Genomic DNA, 16,336 nt, shown 5'->3' on the forward strand with positions numbered 1-16,336 from the left:
TTGAGAAGGAAAGTTGAAAGTAAGTGGTGTTGCTTACTTTCAACTTTTAATTGGGTTATATTACCAGTAGATCAACGAATTCATTGACATTAAGATTGATCAATGTTTCGTATTCCAATGAGTTTTCCAGTATTGTTTTTTGTTGTTTTTCAGGGAAAATACGGGCTAAGTTGACTTTGTATTTCTTGATAAGCTCAGGAATTCCCTCCTCTCTTCTGCGTTTATGCCCGATAGGATATTCTACTACAATTTCGTCAAGAATAGTTCCGTCATTCAGTTCTATGGTCATCGCATTGGCAATGGAACGCTTTTCCGGATCGTGATAATCTGTTGTAAACTGAACATCTTCAATACATTCAATTTTATCACGGAGAATATCAATTCTTGGGTCTGAAGCAATATTATCTTCATAGTCTGAAGCCGTTAATCTTCCGTAAATCAATGGTACAGCTACCATATATTGGATACAGTGATCACGGTCTGCCGGATTGTTCAAAGGTCCTTTTTTATCAATGATACGAATGGCAGCTTCGTGGGTGCGGATGGTCATTTTTTTGATATCGTCTGTTGTTTTTCCAATCTTTTTCAAGGTAGCATGCAGTGTCATTGCTGCTTCTACAGCGGTTTGAGAGTGGAACTCTGCCGGGAATGAGATTTTGAATAATACATTTTCCATGACATAAGAACCATAATCTCTCTGGAATTTGAATTCATTTCCTTTGAAAGAGACATCATAGAATCCCCATGTTTTTGCTGTTAATACAGATGGGTAACCCATTTCTCCTGTTTTAGCGATCAATGCTAAACGTACTGCTCTGGATGTTGCATCTCCGGCAGCCCAGGATTTACGGGAACCTGTATTGGGAGCGTGACGGTAGGTTCTTAAAGATTGTCCGTCTACAAAAGCTAGTGATACTGCATTGATGATCTCTTCACGCGTTAAACCAATCAGCTTTCCTACAACAGCGGTAGAAGCCAGTTTTACCAATAATACGTGATCTAAACCTACCTTATTAAAAGAGTTTTCCAATGCCATTACCCCTTGAATCTCATGGGCCATAATCATGGCTTCCAATACCTGCTTCATTTTTAAAGGCGATTTTCCTTCTGCAATATTGGTTCTTGATAACCAGTCTGCTGTGGCTAAAATTCCGCCAAGATTATCTGATGGATGTCCCCATTCAGCCGCCAGCCAGGTATCATTGAAATCCAGCCAACGGATAATAGTTCCAATATTGAATGCAGCCTGAATAGGATCCAGCTGGAACTGTGTACCCGGAACTTTTGCTCCGTTAGGAACCACTGTTCCCTTTACGACAGGACCTAAAAGTTTTGTACACGCTGGGTAAGTTAAAGCTTCCAATCCACATCCGATGGTGTCGAGAAGACAATAATGGGCTGTTTTCCAAGCCAGATCATTTTTGATCTCATAGTTCAATACATAATCTGCAATATCTGTTAATACTTTATCCGGTTGGGGTCTTTCATTTGAAATGTGTGATGACATCTTTGTTTTATAGTTTTATTATTAATGATAATTTGTTTATTTTCTGTCTTGTAGAGAAACGTATTCCTTATTTTCAGGGCCTGTATAATTGGCACTTGGGCGGATGATTTTTCCATCCTGTCTCTGTTCAATAATGTGAGCGCTCCATCCTGTGACTCTGGAAATAACGAATAATGGAGTAAACATAAGAGTAGGTACTCCCATTAGATGATAAGATACTGCGGAAAACCAATCCAGATTCGGGAACATTTTCTTTTCTTCCCACATAATGGTTTCCAGTCTTTCAGCAATATTATACAACAGCATATCTCCGGCTTCCTCAGAAAGTTGCTTAGCTACTTTTTTAATCACTACGTTTCTAGGATCCGAAATCGTGTAAACCGGATGTCCGAATCCGATAATCACTTCCTTATTGGCAATACGCTGACGGATATCTGCTTCAGCTTCATCAGGTGAATTGTAACGGCTCTGGATTTCGAATGCCACTTCATTGGCACCACCGTGTTTTGGCCCTCTTAAAGCTCCAATGGCTCCTGTAATACATGAATAAAAATCTGAAGAAGTTCCGGCAATAACACGAGCCGTGAATGTAGAGGCATTAAATTCATGTTCAGCATACAGGTTAAGCGATATTTCCATAGCTTTTACCCAGGAATCGGGAGCTTTTTTACCATGTAACAGATTAAGGAAATGTCCGCCAATAGTATCGTCGTCTGTTTCTACATTGATTTCTTTACCATTGTGGGTATAGTGGTACCAGTATAAAAGTCCGGAACTGAATGAAGCTAATAATTTATCTGCAATATCTCTTGCTCCGGCTACATTGTGATCATCTTTTTCAGGCTGAATACTGCCAATAGCAGATACCATAGACCTCATCACGTCCATCGGATGCGCTGCTGCCGGAATACTTTTTAAAATATTTCTTACAGAATGCGGAAGTCCTCGAAGAGATTTTAATTTGGCTTTATAATTTTTCAACTGAGCTCCGGTAGGCAGCTGACCGTAGATTAAAAGATAAGCTACTTCTTCAAATTCTGCTTTTTCAGCCAGATCCAGGATGTCATATCCTCTGTAGTGGAGATCATTTCCACTTTTTCCTACACTGCAAAGGGCTGTATTCCCTGCTGCTACTCCTGAAAGGGCTACGCTCTTCTTAGGCTTGAATGTTGGTTCGCTATTCGTTGACATTACTAATATTTTGTTTAAAAAGGTTATCTAATTTTTGTTCATAATCATGATATCCAATGCTTTGGTAGAGTTCTTCTCTGGTCTGCATGGTGTCTAATACATGGGCCTGAGTTCCATCTTTACGAATATGTTCATAGACATTCAAAGCTGCTTTATTCGCAGCACGGAATGCTGAAAGAGGATAGAGGATCAATCCTACACCTGCGGCTTTTAGCTCATCAACAGTATACAAATCAATCATTCCAAACTCGGTGATATTGGCTAGCACAGGAATTCCTGTAGCATCTACAAATTTTTGATAAAAGCTTAGGTCAGGAACTGCTTCTGCGAAGATGAAATCAGCACCAGCTTCCTTATAGGCAATGGCTCTTTCCAATGTTTTTTCCAGCCCTTCATTCGCAAAAGCGTCTGTACGGGCTCCGATTACAAAGCTTTCGTCTGTACGAGCATCAGCTGCAGCCTTTAATCGGTCTACCATTTCCCCTTTGCTTACGATTTCTTTTCCCGGGCGGTGTCCGCAACGTTTTGCACCTACCTGATCCTCAATATGCAGAGCTGCTGCGCCTGCTTTGATCAATGATTTTACTGTTCTTGCGATGTTGAATGCTGACGGACCAAATCCTGTGTCCACATCTACCAATAAAGGTAGATCACAAACGTTGGTGATTCTTTGAATATCAATCAGCACATCCTCCAGTGTAGTGATTCCTAAATCCGGAACTCCTAAAGACCCGGCAGCAACCCCGCCTCCTGAAAGATAAATGGCATTGAAGCCAGCTTGTTTGGCCAGTAATGCATGATTGGCATTGATGGCTCCTACAATCTGAAGAGGACTTTCTTTTTGCATGGCCTCCCGGAATTGTGCACCAGTAGACTTCCAGTTTTCATTTTTAGTCATTGTAATATTTATGGTTTAGTTGAAATTTGTGTGATAAGAAAGAAGGGTTGCTAAGCTGCTGTTGGGTGATAAAAAGAAAATGATCAGAAGAAATCAGATAAGTTGTTGATGAGCATGAAGACAGAGAACTTTTCGAAATTTCACAGAATGAGACTTCTACTGTCATAAATCTGTTGCTCATGGATACATAATTGTGATTGGCTTGGTACATTTTTAAACTTTTTACATAGATTAAACCCTATAAAAAGCTCTTGTAAACTTCACGATGTCTTTTGTGAGAAAGAAAAATTATGGAAAGGGGACACGGGTGAGCTGTAGATTCATAGAAGAACCTGCTGTTCTGCTACTCTCTATCTCAAAAAATAATACAAGTTGATAAACTATGTTATCATATCATTATCCATACCGTATCATACCTGACTATAAGCTTCAAATCGCGAAAGCATCGTCAATTCGAAATAGGCAGGTCTCCTGACTTGTAACAGTTTTTATCATCCTTCCCATATACCGCAGCATACAGTGGATATGAATTTGATAAAAACCTTTTTATTGTTACTTACAGTTGCGCGACAGTTCGTGATTTGCACACGATTCCCTTTTAATACACAGCTAAGTGTTACCAATTTCGGTTGATAAAGAAGGTGTTAAGAACTCCTTGGTGGTAAATATAGACATTTTATGAGAACGGCAAAATATTTTATGCAAACAATAATTAATTTTCAGTAATGAGTTGATAATGTTTTGTTTGTAGGGGTTTGTTTTTTGGCGATATGATAAAAATCAGTCTTTTTACAGTGTTTTATTATTACCAAATCATTAACAAATGTGCCTCAATGTTAAATGAAATAAAATAAAGGGTGTGCTTTTATAGTAATTTTCGTTATTTAAAAATAGAGCAATTAAGCCTATATAATCCAGAGTGAAAATTTTAAATTTTGATGAGGTGAGAATCAGCAAATATGAGTTGGAATTATCAATGAATTTAGCTGCTTATTCCATTAGTGTTCTTAAGTTTACTTGGAATTAAATTGTACTTTCTCTTAAATGCTGAAGAAAAATGCCTTGGGTTTTTATATCCGATAATATCGGAAATTTCATTGATGTTCAAGTGTCCTTCAAGCAACATTTTTTTCGCTTCTTCCATTTTCATGTCGTTCCAGAAATTGAAAACAGTAGTTCCAAATAGTTCTTTAAAGCCCTTTTTCAATGTAAATTCATTCGTACCTACCTGATGGGCAAGATCAATTAATGAACAGGTTGTGCTGAGATTATTGACAATAAAATCTCTCACAGCATATATTTTATCTTCATCTTTTTTAGGAAGAGATGAGGGGGAAGATTCGTTTTTAAAAAGCTGTTCCAGTTGTAACAGAAGGAGTTCAGCAACCTTAGCTTCAAGATAAATCCTTTTAAAAATCCCTTTTCTGTCGCAATGGATGATGTCGTTTAGTACCTGATACATTTCCAGGTTGATCCTGCAATGGTCCGGATTGATAAGACATGAGTGTTGTTTTTCAATAGCATTTCTGAAAGTATTGAACAGGTCAGAGTCTTCAGGAAGAAATTTTTTAAAAAAAGCGGGCGCTAAATTGACTTCCAGGATCTGCATTTCATGTCCGTCGAATTCCATCTGGCCAGACATCTGATGGGCATAAATGATATTGTGCTGATAGCTTTCAAAACACACTTTATTGTTGAAATTTTCTGAAAGGGCAGCGCTTTTTCCTTTTAATGAAAAATGCATTTCAACGCTCTCAAAGTCAGCTTCAAAATAGAGTAATACTTTATTTTCAAGGGAGACATTTCCAAAGCCAATGTGAACATTCTCAAAGCAGATCTCATGATAAAAACCATTTCCATAAGGAGGTTTCAGAGACGTAATACACTCTGTGATTTCCCCGTCATTCAGAAAAAAAACATCAGGATACTTTCTTTCAATGAGGGTACCTCCAATTTTATCATCATAGATTCTTACTGTCATTATGCTTTTATTTTAATTAGAAATCTCCTTTTTACGGACTTTTTACTCCCTTCTACATACCTGTATGAGCTGTATTACCGATTAGCTTTGCACAAATATAAATAATTATTTAGAATGATTCTTAATAATATTTATTTTACCATACGCAAAAGCATGAAAAATAGAGATAATGAAGAAAGTGAAAGTAAAAAATGATTTTAAATTATGAAATATTCAAGTAAAGTAAATTGGTGTTTTGCAGCAGCTATTATGGTATCTATATGTTGGATTATCGGTGATGTTTTCGTAGCCGGCTTTGACCCGAATCCTGCTGATTATCCATTATTCTCAAAGACCTATGCCGATCAGGTGAATGTTGAATTTGCTACTTTGATGCTGGAAGGCTCAACACCAGGATTAATGTTTGGAGCTTTAATCGGAGCACTCACAGGACCTTTGCTGCTTCCGGCAACATGGCTGGTTTTCCAGTTTTTTAAAGATACCGGAAAATGGTATTCGGTAGCTGTTTACTGGATCTTATTGGTTGGGGCGGTGTTGTCTCCTTTAGGCCATGCAGGTTTCTTCTATGTAGGCGAAATCTATAAAGCAATCTATCATACAGATCCGGTGGCTCATCCATATCTTTTGGAAACAGGCCGGGGTTTTATGAAAATGCTTAACATAGCCTGGGGAGCGGCTATTGGAGTATTAGCCATTGGATGGATTTCATTTGCAGTGTGTATTCTTTTAAATAAAACATTGTTGCCAAGATGGATGGCTTTATTGACTCCATTTGTCCTGACTCTGTTTATCATTCCGATTAAAGGTCTTTTACCATTGCCATATTCAGGATGGGTTGGGGGAGCGATATTCAATATTGCTTATCTGACATTCTTCAGCTCACTACTGTTACTTTTCAGAAAGAAACTTAACAGAGAACAGCAGAACTAATAACAATCTATATATACTACACCACGAATTGAGCACTTTTTTAGTGCTCAATTTTTTTATACCCGTTTATTTACTTGTCGTTTTTGCATAATTGAAATAAACTGCTGCTTTCATTTCTATTTGATGATTTTGATATTATTTAATTTTATATATTCATTTGCATCAAATAAATTACTAAAGTCTTCTCTCATATTTTCTCCTTCAATTTTACCCCACTCTCTTAATAAACTCTATAATTCAAAATTTCCCATCCATTGTCTTCAATCTCTTCAGTTGCAATAGCATCGGCGATCTGTTGTTGTGTATAATCTTTTTGCTTTCTTATTGTACATAATTTGTCTTTTTGCATCATTTTTTTTACAAATATGAAAAAAAATACAATTCATTATTAAGGGATGTATGAATCTGTTTTTTTTAATTTTAAAATCTTTTTAAATGAATAGTCGTAGAAGTACTACACTTTTTAAAATTTATGAAAAGAATTGAATTAAAATAAAATAATATTTCTAACTTTCAGGAATTATCATCAAAAAACACATCCTATATTATGAAAAAAAATATCCCAAATTCGGGTGGTTCTCCCATGGGAATTACCTCTTCCTTGAAACAGGACATCTATTTTGTAAAACAAGGAGAAACACTGGAAAGTATTTCATGGGAATTAACTCTTGAAAATCCTAAATATCTTCGTGAATACCACAACTCAAGATGTAGCTACTTAGACCTTATTCCTGAAGAAGGAACTTTAAGATTTTTGCAGAAACTAAATGTACCCAACTCAGACGAAATACGAAAAATAAATGAGCAAATACGAAAATCCGGAGAAAGCTTATGTTACCTACTTCCAATGGGGAAAATCTCCTTCAATATAGAATTAATTGACGGGAATTATGAGGTGAGACAGACTGAAAGCTATGATGGAACTCAACAAAGTGAATATTCGTACACACTACACTTTAAATATATAAAGGAGGATGAAAAAGGACATTATGTAGAATTTACAATGAACAATTTCAAAAAAAATGAAGAGGAGCCTGAAGAGAAAATAAATAATCTGGCATCCGATTTTGTAAAAATAGTTTATCCGATAACATTGATTATAGATAAATCTGGAAATTTTGTTAAAGCAAATCCTATTAAAGAGGTTAAGGATATTACTACTGAACTTGAAACATTAAAGCAATATTACGCCGGCTCTTATGCCACTTCTCATATTGACCAGATGAAAAGCAAAATGATGACTCCACAGATTATCTATAATAGTCTCAAAGAAACATTACCTTTACAATTCATCTTCAATCAATTCTATAAAGCAAATTATCATTCAAAGGATACTACAGCATCATATCGTGATGAATTTTCGTGGTTAGCTCCGGCCTCTCCTATCAGGCTGGAAATGGTTCACCAAATTTTACCACAAAGCAGTTCCAATTTAGTAGAGATAATACAAACAGGGAGATCCGTAGATTATCGAACGGTTCCGGAATTGTATTATACAGACTTGGAGTATGACGAGCAAATAATTCCACATTCAAAATCAGTAAAGGCTAATCATTCAGCTACATATACATTGGATTTTATGAACTTTTCTATTCAAAAAATAAAAGCAAGATTTGATATCCAGATTGCTGATTATGAAAAGACAATGACTTTTGAATTAGAAAAGTTATTAGGATAATTATTATTTTTAGAACCATCAATCACAATGATATGTCAGAAAATTCATCAGCACACAGCGACAAGCACTTTGTCATTCAGAAAGGCAAGGCTCAATGCAATCAAGGCGATCAGTTCCCGCAATTTAAAGTAACATCCCATCAAAAGCATTATTGGAATAATAAAAGTGCAACGGAAGATTATCTTGCTGTAACGGAAGACGATTTACAGTTTAATCCTCCCGGACCAAGTTTTGGACAATGTAAATTGAAACCCACATCAGGAGGCTATTTACCCTGTACATTTGCTCCGGCCGGAAAATGGCAAAAAACTTATGAAAAAACAAAGGTGATGAATAAAAGCTGCCTTTCTGAAATTTCTGAGTTGATGTGCAGCGTTGGAGGCAAAATCACTGTAAAAGAACATGGGCAAACATCAACTATGAATAAGCAAAGTATAACAACGGCTGACCCCAAGACCTATAACATCATTAACCCATTTATGAATTTTGAGGAGTCCCAAAGAGAACTGGAAGGACCTGATCAGATTTATGAATAAAATGTCTATCAATACTAACGACTATGGCAAAATTAACTATTAGAGGGAATACAAAACCTATTGTTGGAAATACGGAGGCTTATTCACTTTCGGTATTTGATAATGTAATGACATCCAATTCTTTTTCTTTCCCACCTCCTAAAGTACAATGGAACATCTATGTACAAGACAGGAACGGATGGCGGATCGCCAATGGAAATATAAAGGAAGGAGAAAATGTAACCTATAAATTTACTGCCAAAAGCCTTAAATATAAGGCTTTAAGAATTGAAGTGGTAAGGGGGAAGATAAAGGAGAACTCTATATAAAACCACAGGAAGCTGAAGATCCGAAAATTGTAAGTGTTGAACTACAAGACATTAATTCTGAACGACTACCAAAAGGAAAACTATTACATTATACTGATACCGTAATAGCTAAAGCCCATTGTGTAGGAATGTTTGGATATAAAGTGGCCTTTACTCTTTGGGAAGATGATGCCATAGGAAAAGGACATGATCCTATTGTAAATATGATGAATAAGATCAACCAGGTACCACTGATTGGGGAAGTAAATCATGAGGGAGTTGCCAGGGTTTATTTTAGACTTCCTGCTTATACTATGGCCGTTCAAATTGCCAATGCCGGAGTAGCAAGAGGAGACAAAAGCGAAGGCAAAACCCATGAATATTATGTAACCGCGGAAGTAGTTTCCAAGCATATTTTAAAGGCAAGCCCTAATGTAAATGTTGCCAACCCAGCTCATATTCCACCACCGTCTAAGAAAGCTGAACCGGTGGACAATACTCCACCACACAGGAAGCCTCCGGTTGCTCCTGAGCATAATAAACCAAAACCCAATAAGCCAAAACCCCAAGAGGAAACAGCAAAATATCCTCAAACTCCTGCCGCAAAGAAGCAGGCAGATCCTGAAGGAAAAATATTAAACGCCGAATTTACAGATGGTACAGGAAAAACGCTTAAGAAAGCCAAGACCGGAGATATAGTATCCATTAAAATAACTTCTCAGGGTATGAGAGGTAAAAATGTAAAAATAAGAATTTGGGAAGAAGACTTATCAAGATACAGTAATGATCTTGTATATGAAGTATCTGTAACATTAGCTCACGATACCTCTAATTTTATTAATAATGTTACTCTTACAAAAGAAATGTATAACAAAAGTAATGATTTTGGAGAGGGAAACGAACGGGAGTATTTTATAGAGGTTGAACATCTCAACACTTCTGTGACTTCTCAAGTTATTCCCATAAGTCCAAGCGCTGAACCTGTAAAAGTAGATCCGAATGATTCTCCTGCGATTATTAAGGAACCAAAATCACAAAATAAAAATTGTGGAGGTAAATATTGTATTGATAAAAATTCCCCTCCAAGCGAACTTATTAGAGAAATTAATATTCGTTTGGCAGGTTTTGGTGGAAATGTACCAACGGATAAATTTACAGACAGAACCGAAAGAATGATTAAACAGTTCCAGAGAGACTATATGAAAGTCCCTGAAACAGGAAAAGTTTGTGGAAATGTTCTAAAGGCTATTGATGAATTTCAAAGTAAATTCACAATTGATTTTACAGAAATAAAATGTAAGTGTAAAAAATGTACAGGGTTTGGAGATGGTAGTAATAAGGGGAAATACTTAAAAGACAAAATAGAGGCTTATCATAGGTACGAATATCCTGGTATTCATAGATCATTACTTTCTTCTATAAGGGCCGTTAAGTTCTATTTGAAAAAAGATGGAAGGTTTAGTTTTAATAAAGTAAATTCTGGATATAGATGTAGATTCCATGAGGAATATTTAAAAAAACCAACAACAAATCACATGGGAAAAGCCTTAGATTTGCATTTTAATGATAAAAATGGAAGGACTAAGAAAACATCTGATATGGAAACCATAAGAGAGGATATTTTCCACAAATATCTTGGCGCAAAATGGGATTGGAAAGAAAAAAATATTTTCAATTTAGAGTCAACAGAAAAAGGAGCAAAAACTTGGGTTCATTATGATGTAAGAGAATTTGATCAATCTTTTTTAGAAGATAAGTTCTTTGTAAAGACTCTTCAAGGGCTAAATGGTAAAAGTATAGTAGCGCTGGCCCTAGAATTAAATTATTCAAATACTTGCATGTGTATGGGAGGAGGAACGGCTGCTAATACAAAAGAGAAAGAGCCAACCAAAAAAAGCCATAAATATAAATGGGCTCATAGTGAGTTTGGGAATTTGATTGCCTTGAGAGAATCATCAGATAATTATAATAAATGTAATAAAACAAAAGGAGGTCTTAAAGTAGTAAATAATTTAAATCTTGCAGACTTAACTGTAGGAGAGATCCAGGAGAAGCAAAAAAATAGAGACCTTTTTGCGGTGGGTAGATATCAACTTATTCCAATTACTTTTAATGGTGCAATTTCAAGTTTAAATCTTAATTTAAGTGATAAAATGGACAAAGATAAGCAAGATGAAATTTTTGATGAATATCTTATTAAAGTTAAAAGGCCCAAAATTATATCATATCTTGAAGGTAATGGCAGCTTAGAAGATGCCATGTACTCAGCTGCACAAGAATGGGCCAGTATAGCAGTGGAAAAAGGAAAAAGAATTAAAGATAAAGTAACCAAAGATAAGAAAGGTAATGTTATTTCAAGAGAAATAAGATATTCAGATGGTACAGATTCTTATTACCAAGGAGATGGTTTAAATCAAGCACATATAATGCCAGAACAAATAAAAAAAGCTTTAATAAATTCAAAAAATGCAAACAAATAGAATATTTAATTTAGTTTTAATCATCCCGCTTTTTATGGTTGGATGTAAAAAGAATATAATATCAGAGTCACAAAATATTAATGATAAAATTGAAAAAGAAAATGTCTATCGTAATAGCGACACAATTAATATTCCAGAACAAAACAACTTAAAATTATCCCTTGTTTTAAGTTGTGGATCGGGCTGTGCAATGACTTATAATGCAACAAAAATCACACAGACCGGATTAAATATAAAAGTCACATTTACAGTAGATATGTATATTGATGAGGCTGAGTCTGACACTTATGATGAAACCTATATTTTTTCCTACGACGATGCATATAGACTCAAAAAAATAGTTAAAGTAGGTGATGAAAAAGAAAGTTTTTTAGAAACCCAATCTGATGATAATCAAAAATCTTTTACAGATTTTGCTAAAGAATTAGTTAAAAAAAAAATTCCCATCATTCCTCATGAAAATTGTTTTAAAGAAACTTCCGTAAAATTACCGTACAGCACATCAATTAATTATAAATCGGTAAAATATAATTATTTAAAATGTAATGATATTAAAGGTCTACAAAAGTTGGCATGCGAAAAAGAAAACATAAGATATATCCCACTTCCAACTAAAAATGATATAAATATTATATTAATGCCACAAGATTGTGGAGACTTTTCATATAGGTTTTATTTAGTAACGATCAAAAACAATTCTGTAATTGGAAATCTATATGTTGAGGGTGAATGGCAAGAACCCGAAGATGATTCTAGTAAAGAGGTTACAACTTTTTCATTAGATAGTAAGTATAATTTGCAAGTTAAAACTAAAACTAATACATCTGTTATTATAAAAAATTATATAATTTCAAGCAATGGAGAGATAGCCGAGAAATAAATTTTACATGTAGTAAATAAACTAATTTATTGTATAAAATTTAAACAGATTTAATGATAAAAATAATAAGTGTTTCATTGTTAATATTGAGTCTAAATTCATGTAAGGGGCAAAATAAAAAAAACGACTTCTCTTACTTTGAGAAAAATGACGATTATTTTACTAGAGATATTGATATCAATAAGGATGGTTTCAAAGATAAAGTTGTTTCTAGTAAAAAAAATATGGGTGATGATTTAATATTTTTTTTAGGGAATGAAAAGTCAAAATATCAATTTGCTTTAAAAACCTATAATTTTTCGGAAGATGGCGGGTTTGTGATTGATGATATAAAGCCTCTTACTAATAATTCAACAAACGAAGTTTTTTATATTACTACATATTTTGATGGTTCAGGTGGGGCTCAACGAATAAATTATGTTGCCTATGAAGGCAACAAATGGAAATTAACTAGGTCCGTTTATATAACTTCAGATTGGCGTTCAGATGTAAATAAAGAATACTATTGTGATGTACAACAAAATATCGCTTTAGATGATAAAAAAATAAGAGAAAAATTACATCCAATGCCTGATGAAACCGTAAGAGATAAGGTATGTAAATCAAGGTATAAGTTTGAGGATACTTTAAGACAATTTGAAGAAAATATAAAGAATTCAGTTAACTATACGGGCATTGAAAGGTATCAAGAGTTATTACTTAAATTCCCAATAAATAATAGTAATATACTGCAATATAATAATATTGCTTATTACTTGTATGAAAAAGGTGCATATAATGAATCAATATTATTAATCAAAGAAATTTTAAAAAAGACCCTAATAGGATTGTGGCATGGTTTAATTTGGCTGATTTACAATGGGAATTGGGTAATAAAAATGAGGCTAAAAAATCCTATCAACAATACATTTTATTAATGAAAAGCCAGGGTAAAGACCTAAAAAAAATTCCAAATAGAGTATATGAAAGAAGTAAATAAATTAATTTATTTATTTATTGGATATTCCTAGTATCTGTAATAACTTTAGTAGTCTCTTATTTTCTGTTAGAAAGTTCTAACTGTGAAAATAAAGTTATTGTGGGCGATGACATGTTTGGCATCAATAAAGCAAAATCGAATTGGTGTTCAATTCTCACATTTTTAAAGAATATATCGACTGGCCCACTATTTGTGGGAGCGTTAATCTATATCATAAACTATTGCTTTTCAGATGAGTATGATTATTAAAATGCCTTAGGTTTTGACCGATAATGCATATCTAAAAAAACTCCGTCCCAAAAAAAGAGACGGAGTTTTTATTTTTCATATTTATTCAATCTTTCCTTCAACCTCTGATTTTCTTCCTTTAATATGGATATATAATCCTGAAGATTTTTAATGATTGAGGTGTTTTCTTTAGTGAAATTAGCGACATTACCCCCTGTCGTCTGTATTTTTAATGATACTTTTAAAAAATAATCTCATGATCGGGTATATTGGTCTTTAGGAGAATTAAATCAGTATCATATGAAAGATATTAGAAAATCAGATATAAGAATGGGGTGTTATGTATTAAGTATGTTGATGATCCTATCCGTATTCACTCTTATAAGCTGTAAAGAAAACAAGAGAAATACAGAGCAAAATACAGCGGTACATACTGAGCAGGTGCAATCTGTGAAAATGACCTCTGCCGGTGGGCAGCTTGGATTTTCTTCCACTACTTTGATAGATAAAGATTCTATTCATTACAATCGGAAAATGGCAGCTAATGAAGCCAATAACCTTTCATACAGCAGAAAAATAAAACCTGAAGACTGGAAAAATCTGATTGATGCCATTGATCAGAAGATGTTTGGAGCCGCAAAGGAAGGACACAGCGTACAGCCTGTAGACGGTATTGATACCCGTATTATCGTCACAACAACTGCTGGTGATATTTCCAAAATGAATGCTTATGACGACCCTGCATGGAAAAGCATCCGTGATATTGTAGACAAGTATAATGAATTATATAAGTAATACTCCCTAGAAATATGTCTGTTGAAACAGAATGTATTATATTTGATATTCTGACCATGAAAAACGGAACTGTCACTTTCTTTGCTTACAAAATATACATATGTCTACATCAAAATTAAGCCTGTTGGCTACCATTGCTCATATTCTTTTATCTGTGATCTTAATGAAATATGATGAGGTATTGTTTACCCATGATTGGGAGAATGCTGTATTATTATTGATTTTTCTGGTTGTAATTTTAGCCTTGATGTTAGCCATAATGTCAAGAAAAACGAAACTAGGGGCTGTATTAATGGTCGTAAATGGAGTTTATACATTGATTTGTCTTTTTATGTTGTACTTCATTTTTAATTATACATTTAAAGTATAGAGAACCTCTTGTATCTGGTATTAGTTTTATTTTAAATAGTGTTGTTGTTTATGTTGTTGAAAATTAGTTAGTTGTTTTTAATTTTGTAGAATTGCTTTAAAAAGATACACTAGGTATCATTTCGATTCGGAATTTGATTTAATTTGCATAAAAAACTAAATCATTATGTCCGGACAGAACAGTTCAGATTTTCATAAGAGAATCACCCTCGCAGGATCCCTGATTGCAATAGGAATTGTATTTGGTGATATAGGTACTTCACCATTGTATACCCTTAATGCTGTTTTTCACAATAAAATTATCACAGAAGCCATTGCCCTCGGTAGTTTAAGCTGTATTTTCTGGACTCTTGTTTTCAGACCACCATCAAATATGTCATTATTACATTACAGGCCGACAATAAAGGTGAAGGTGGAATTTTTTCTCTTTATGCCCTAATACGAAGGTTTAGTGGAAAATGGCTGGTATTTATAGCCATGGCCGGAGGGGCTTTCTTAATGGCCGATGGAATTATTACGCCGCCTATGTCTGTTTCATCTGCTGTAGAGGGAGTTCAGGCAGTGGTTCCCGGGTTAAATACGGTTCCTATTATTATTGGAATTTTAATATTACTCTTTATTTTTCAACAATTTGGAACTGATAAAATTGGAAAGGTCTTTGGCCCGGCAATGATTATCTGGTTTGGATTTATTGCTGTCATAGGAGTGATGGCTATAGGGGATAATTGGGAAGTTTTCAGAGCGTTAAACCCTTATTACGCTTATCAGATGCTGGTAAATGAACCTAAAGGATTTTGGTTTCTGGGAAGTATCTTTCTATGTACAACCGGAGCAGAAGCTTTATACAGTGATATGGGACATTGTGGGAGAAACAATATCAGAATCACTTGGATTTTTATAAAAATTGCCCTTATTCTTTGTTATGCAGGGCAAACTACCTGGTTATTGAACCATGTAGGAGAGGAAGTAGGAAGCTTAAGTCCTTTTTACCATATTGTTCCCAAATCTATTTTCTGGCTGGCATTATGTATTGCAACATTAGCAACCATTATTGCCTCTCAGGCGTTGATAAGTGGATGTTTTACCTTAATTAATGAAGCCATACGACTTAATATATGGCCCAAACATATGGTTCTTTTCCCAAGCAATGTGAAAGGCCAGCTTTATATTCCTGCCATTAACTGGTTTTTGATGTGCGGATGCGTGGGAATGGTGCTTTATTTTAAAGAAAGTACCAAAATGGAAGCCGCATTCGGATTGAGTGTGACTCTTACTATGTTGATGAGTACCATTTTAATCAATGCCTATCTTCGTATCAAAAGAGTTCCGTTTATACTGAATATCTTAATCACAGGAGTCTTTTTAGCGATTGAATTAAGCTTTTTGGCAGCCAATCTTCAAAAAGTAAGTGAGGGTGGATGGCTTACACTGTTACTCGGTTTTTCATTATTTGCTGTGATGTATATCTGGTGGCGAGGAAGGAAAATGAAATCAGATATTCTGTCTTTTGTAAAGCTTTCAGATTATCTTCCGCTGCTGGTTAAGCTGAGTACCGATGAAAAACTTCCGAAATATGCAACCAATCTGGTGTATCTTA

The 16,336-nt window shown here is 34.7% G+C and carries 15 protein-coding genes, 1 pseudogene and 1 riboswitch; of the genes and pseudogenes, 11 read left to right on the plus strand and 5 right to left on the minus strand.

What is annotated here, in order from left to right; translation table 11 throughout:
• Positions 1 to 55 precede the first annotated feature (55 nt).
• From H5J24_RS06165 to H5J24_RS06180, 4 genes are all read right to left on the minus strand, one after another.
• Positions 56 to 1,507, minus strand: a complete 1,452-nt coding sequence (locus H5J24_RS06165) for a bifunctional 2-methylcitrate dehydratase/aconitate hydratase (protein WP_068943936.1) — start codon at positions 1,505 to 1,507, stop codon at positions 56 to 58.
• A gap of 36 nt (positions 1,508 to 1,543) precedes the next feature.
• Positions 1,544 to 2,698, minus strand: coding sequence for a bifunctional 2-methylcitrate synthase/citrate synthase (gene prpC, locus H5J24_RS06170; RefSeq protein WP_068943935.1), 1,155 nt, complete (start codon positions 2,696 to 2,698; stop codon positions 1,544 to 1,546).
• Complete coding sequence (prpB, locus tag H5J24_RS06175; RefSeq protein ID WP_068943934.1) at positions 2,685 to 3,596, minus strand: methylisocitrate lyase; 912 nt, start codon at positions 3,594 to 3,596, stop codon at positions 2,685 to 2,687. Before prpB ends, prpC begins: the two co-directional genes overlap by 14 nt.
• 444 nt (positions 3,597 to 4,040) lie before the next feature.
• A riboswitch (cobalamin riboswitch) is annotated at positions 4,041 to 4,235 on the minus strand.
• 343 nt (positions 4,236 to 4,578) lie between these two features.
• A complete protein-coding gene (locus H5J24_RS06180) occupies positions 4,579 to 5,577 on the minus strand; it encodes a helix-turn-helix domain-containing protein (RefSeq protein WP_068943932.1) in 999 nt (332 codons plus the stop codon).
• A 204-nt stretch (positions 5,578 to 5,781) separates the two neighbouring features.
• Between H5J24_RS06180 and H5J24_RS06185 the strand changes: the two genes are divergently transcribed.
• On the plus strand, positions 5,782 to 6,507 hold the full coding sequence (locus tag H5J24_RS06185; RefSeq protein ID WP_068943931.1) for a DUF6796 family protein: 726 nt from the start codon (positions 5,782 to 5,784) through the stop codon (positions 6,505 to 6,507).
• A gap of 220 nt (positions 6,508 to 6,727) precedes the next feature.
• Here H5J24_RS06185 and H5J24_RS25500 read toward each other — a convergent pair whose 3' ends face one another.
• Positions 6,728 to 6,859 (minus strand): hypothetical protein, encoded by a 132-nt coding sequence (locus H5J24_RS25500; protein ID WP_262495890.1) that lies wholly within the window; start codon positions 6,857 to 6,859, stop codon positions 6,728 to 6,730.
• 195 nt (positions 6,860 to 7,054) lie between these two features.
• Here H5J24_RS25500 and H5J24_RS06190 point away from each other — a divergent pair, with 195 nt between their 5' ends.
• The 10 genes and pseudogenes from H5J24_RS06190 to H5J24_RS06230 all read left to right on the plus strand — a co-directional run.
• Positions 7,055 to 8,185, plus strand: coding sequence for a hypothetical protein (locus H5J24_RS06190; RefSeq protein ID WP_068943930.1), 1,131 nt, complete (start codon positions 7,055 to 7,057; stop codon positions 8,183 to 8,185).
• Positions 8,186 to 8,217: 32 nt separating this feature from the next.
• Positions 8,218 to 8,721 carry a DUF4280 domain-containing protein gene (locus tag H5J24_RS06195; protein WP_068943929.1) on the plus strand — a complete coding sequence of 168 codons (504 nt, stop codon included), beginning with the start codon at positions 8,218 to 8,220 and terminating at the stop codon, positions 8,719 to 8,721.
• Positions 8,722 to 8,744: 23 nt separating this feature from the next.
• Positions 8,745 to 9,029, plus strand: a complete 285-nt coding sequence (locus H5J24_RS06200) for a hypothetical protein (protein ID WP_232816133.1) — start codon at positions 8,745 to 8,747, stop codon at positions 9,027 to 9,029.
• Positions 9,030 to 9,232: 203 nt separating this feature from the next.
• The gene (locus H5J24_RS06205; RefSeq protein ID WP_232816134.1) at positions 9,233 to 11,488 is read left to right on the plus strand and encodes a peptidoglycan-binding domain-containing protein; all 2,256 of its coding nucleotides are present in this window, start codon (positions 9,233 to 9,235) and stop codon (positions 11,486 to 11,488) included.
• Entirely contained in the window at positions 11,475 to 12,368 is an 894-nt protein-coding gene (locus H5J24_RS06210; protein WP_082811246.1) for a hypothetical protein, read from the plus strand. Before H5J24_RS06205 ends, H5J24_RS06210 begins: the two co-directional genes overlap by 14 nt.
• 53 nt (positions 12,369 to 12,421) lie before the next feature.
• On the plus strand, positions 12,422 to 13,285 hold the full coding sequence (locus H5J24_RS06215) for a hypothetical protein (RefSeq protein ID WP_232816135.1): 864 nt from the start codon (positions 12,422 to 12,424) through the stop codon (positions 13,283 to 13,285).
• A complete protein-coding gene (locus tag H5J24_RS26145; RefSeq protein ID WP_429832310.1) occupies positions 13,234 to 13,347 on the plus strand; it encodes a hypothetical protein in 114 nt (37 codons plus the stop codon). The genes H5J24_RS06215 and H5J24_RS26145 overlap by 52 nt, the downstream gene beginning before the upstream one ends.
• A 528-nt stretch (positions 13,348 to 13,875) precedes the next feature.
• Complete coding sequence (locus tag H5J24_RS06220) at positions 13,876 to 14,370, plus strand: hypothetical protein (protein ID WP_068943926.1); 495 nt, start codon at positions 13,876 to 13,878, stop codon at positions 14,368 to 14,370.
• A 100-nt stretch (positions 14,371 to 14,470) separates the two neighbouring features.
• A complete protein-coding gene (locus H5J24_RS06225; protein WP_068943925.1) occupies positions 14,471 to 14,740 on the plus strand; it encodes a hypothetical protein in 270 nt (89 codons plus the stop codon).
• A 165-nt stretch (positions 14,741 to 14,905) separates the two neighbouring features.
• A pseudogene (locus H5J24_RS06230) lies at positions 14,906 to 16,161 on the plus strand (KUP/HAK/KT family potassium transporter); the annotation flags it as partial.
• Positions 16,162 to 16,336 lie beyond the last annotated feature (175 nt).

It is taken from the genome of Chryseobacterium capnotolerans, assembly GCF_021278965.1.
GTDB classification, from domain to species: domain Bacteria; phylum Bacteroidota; class Bacteroidia; order Flavobacteriales; family Weeksellaceae; genus Chryseobacterium; species Chryseobacterium capnotolerans.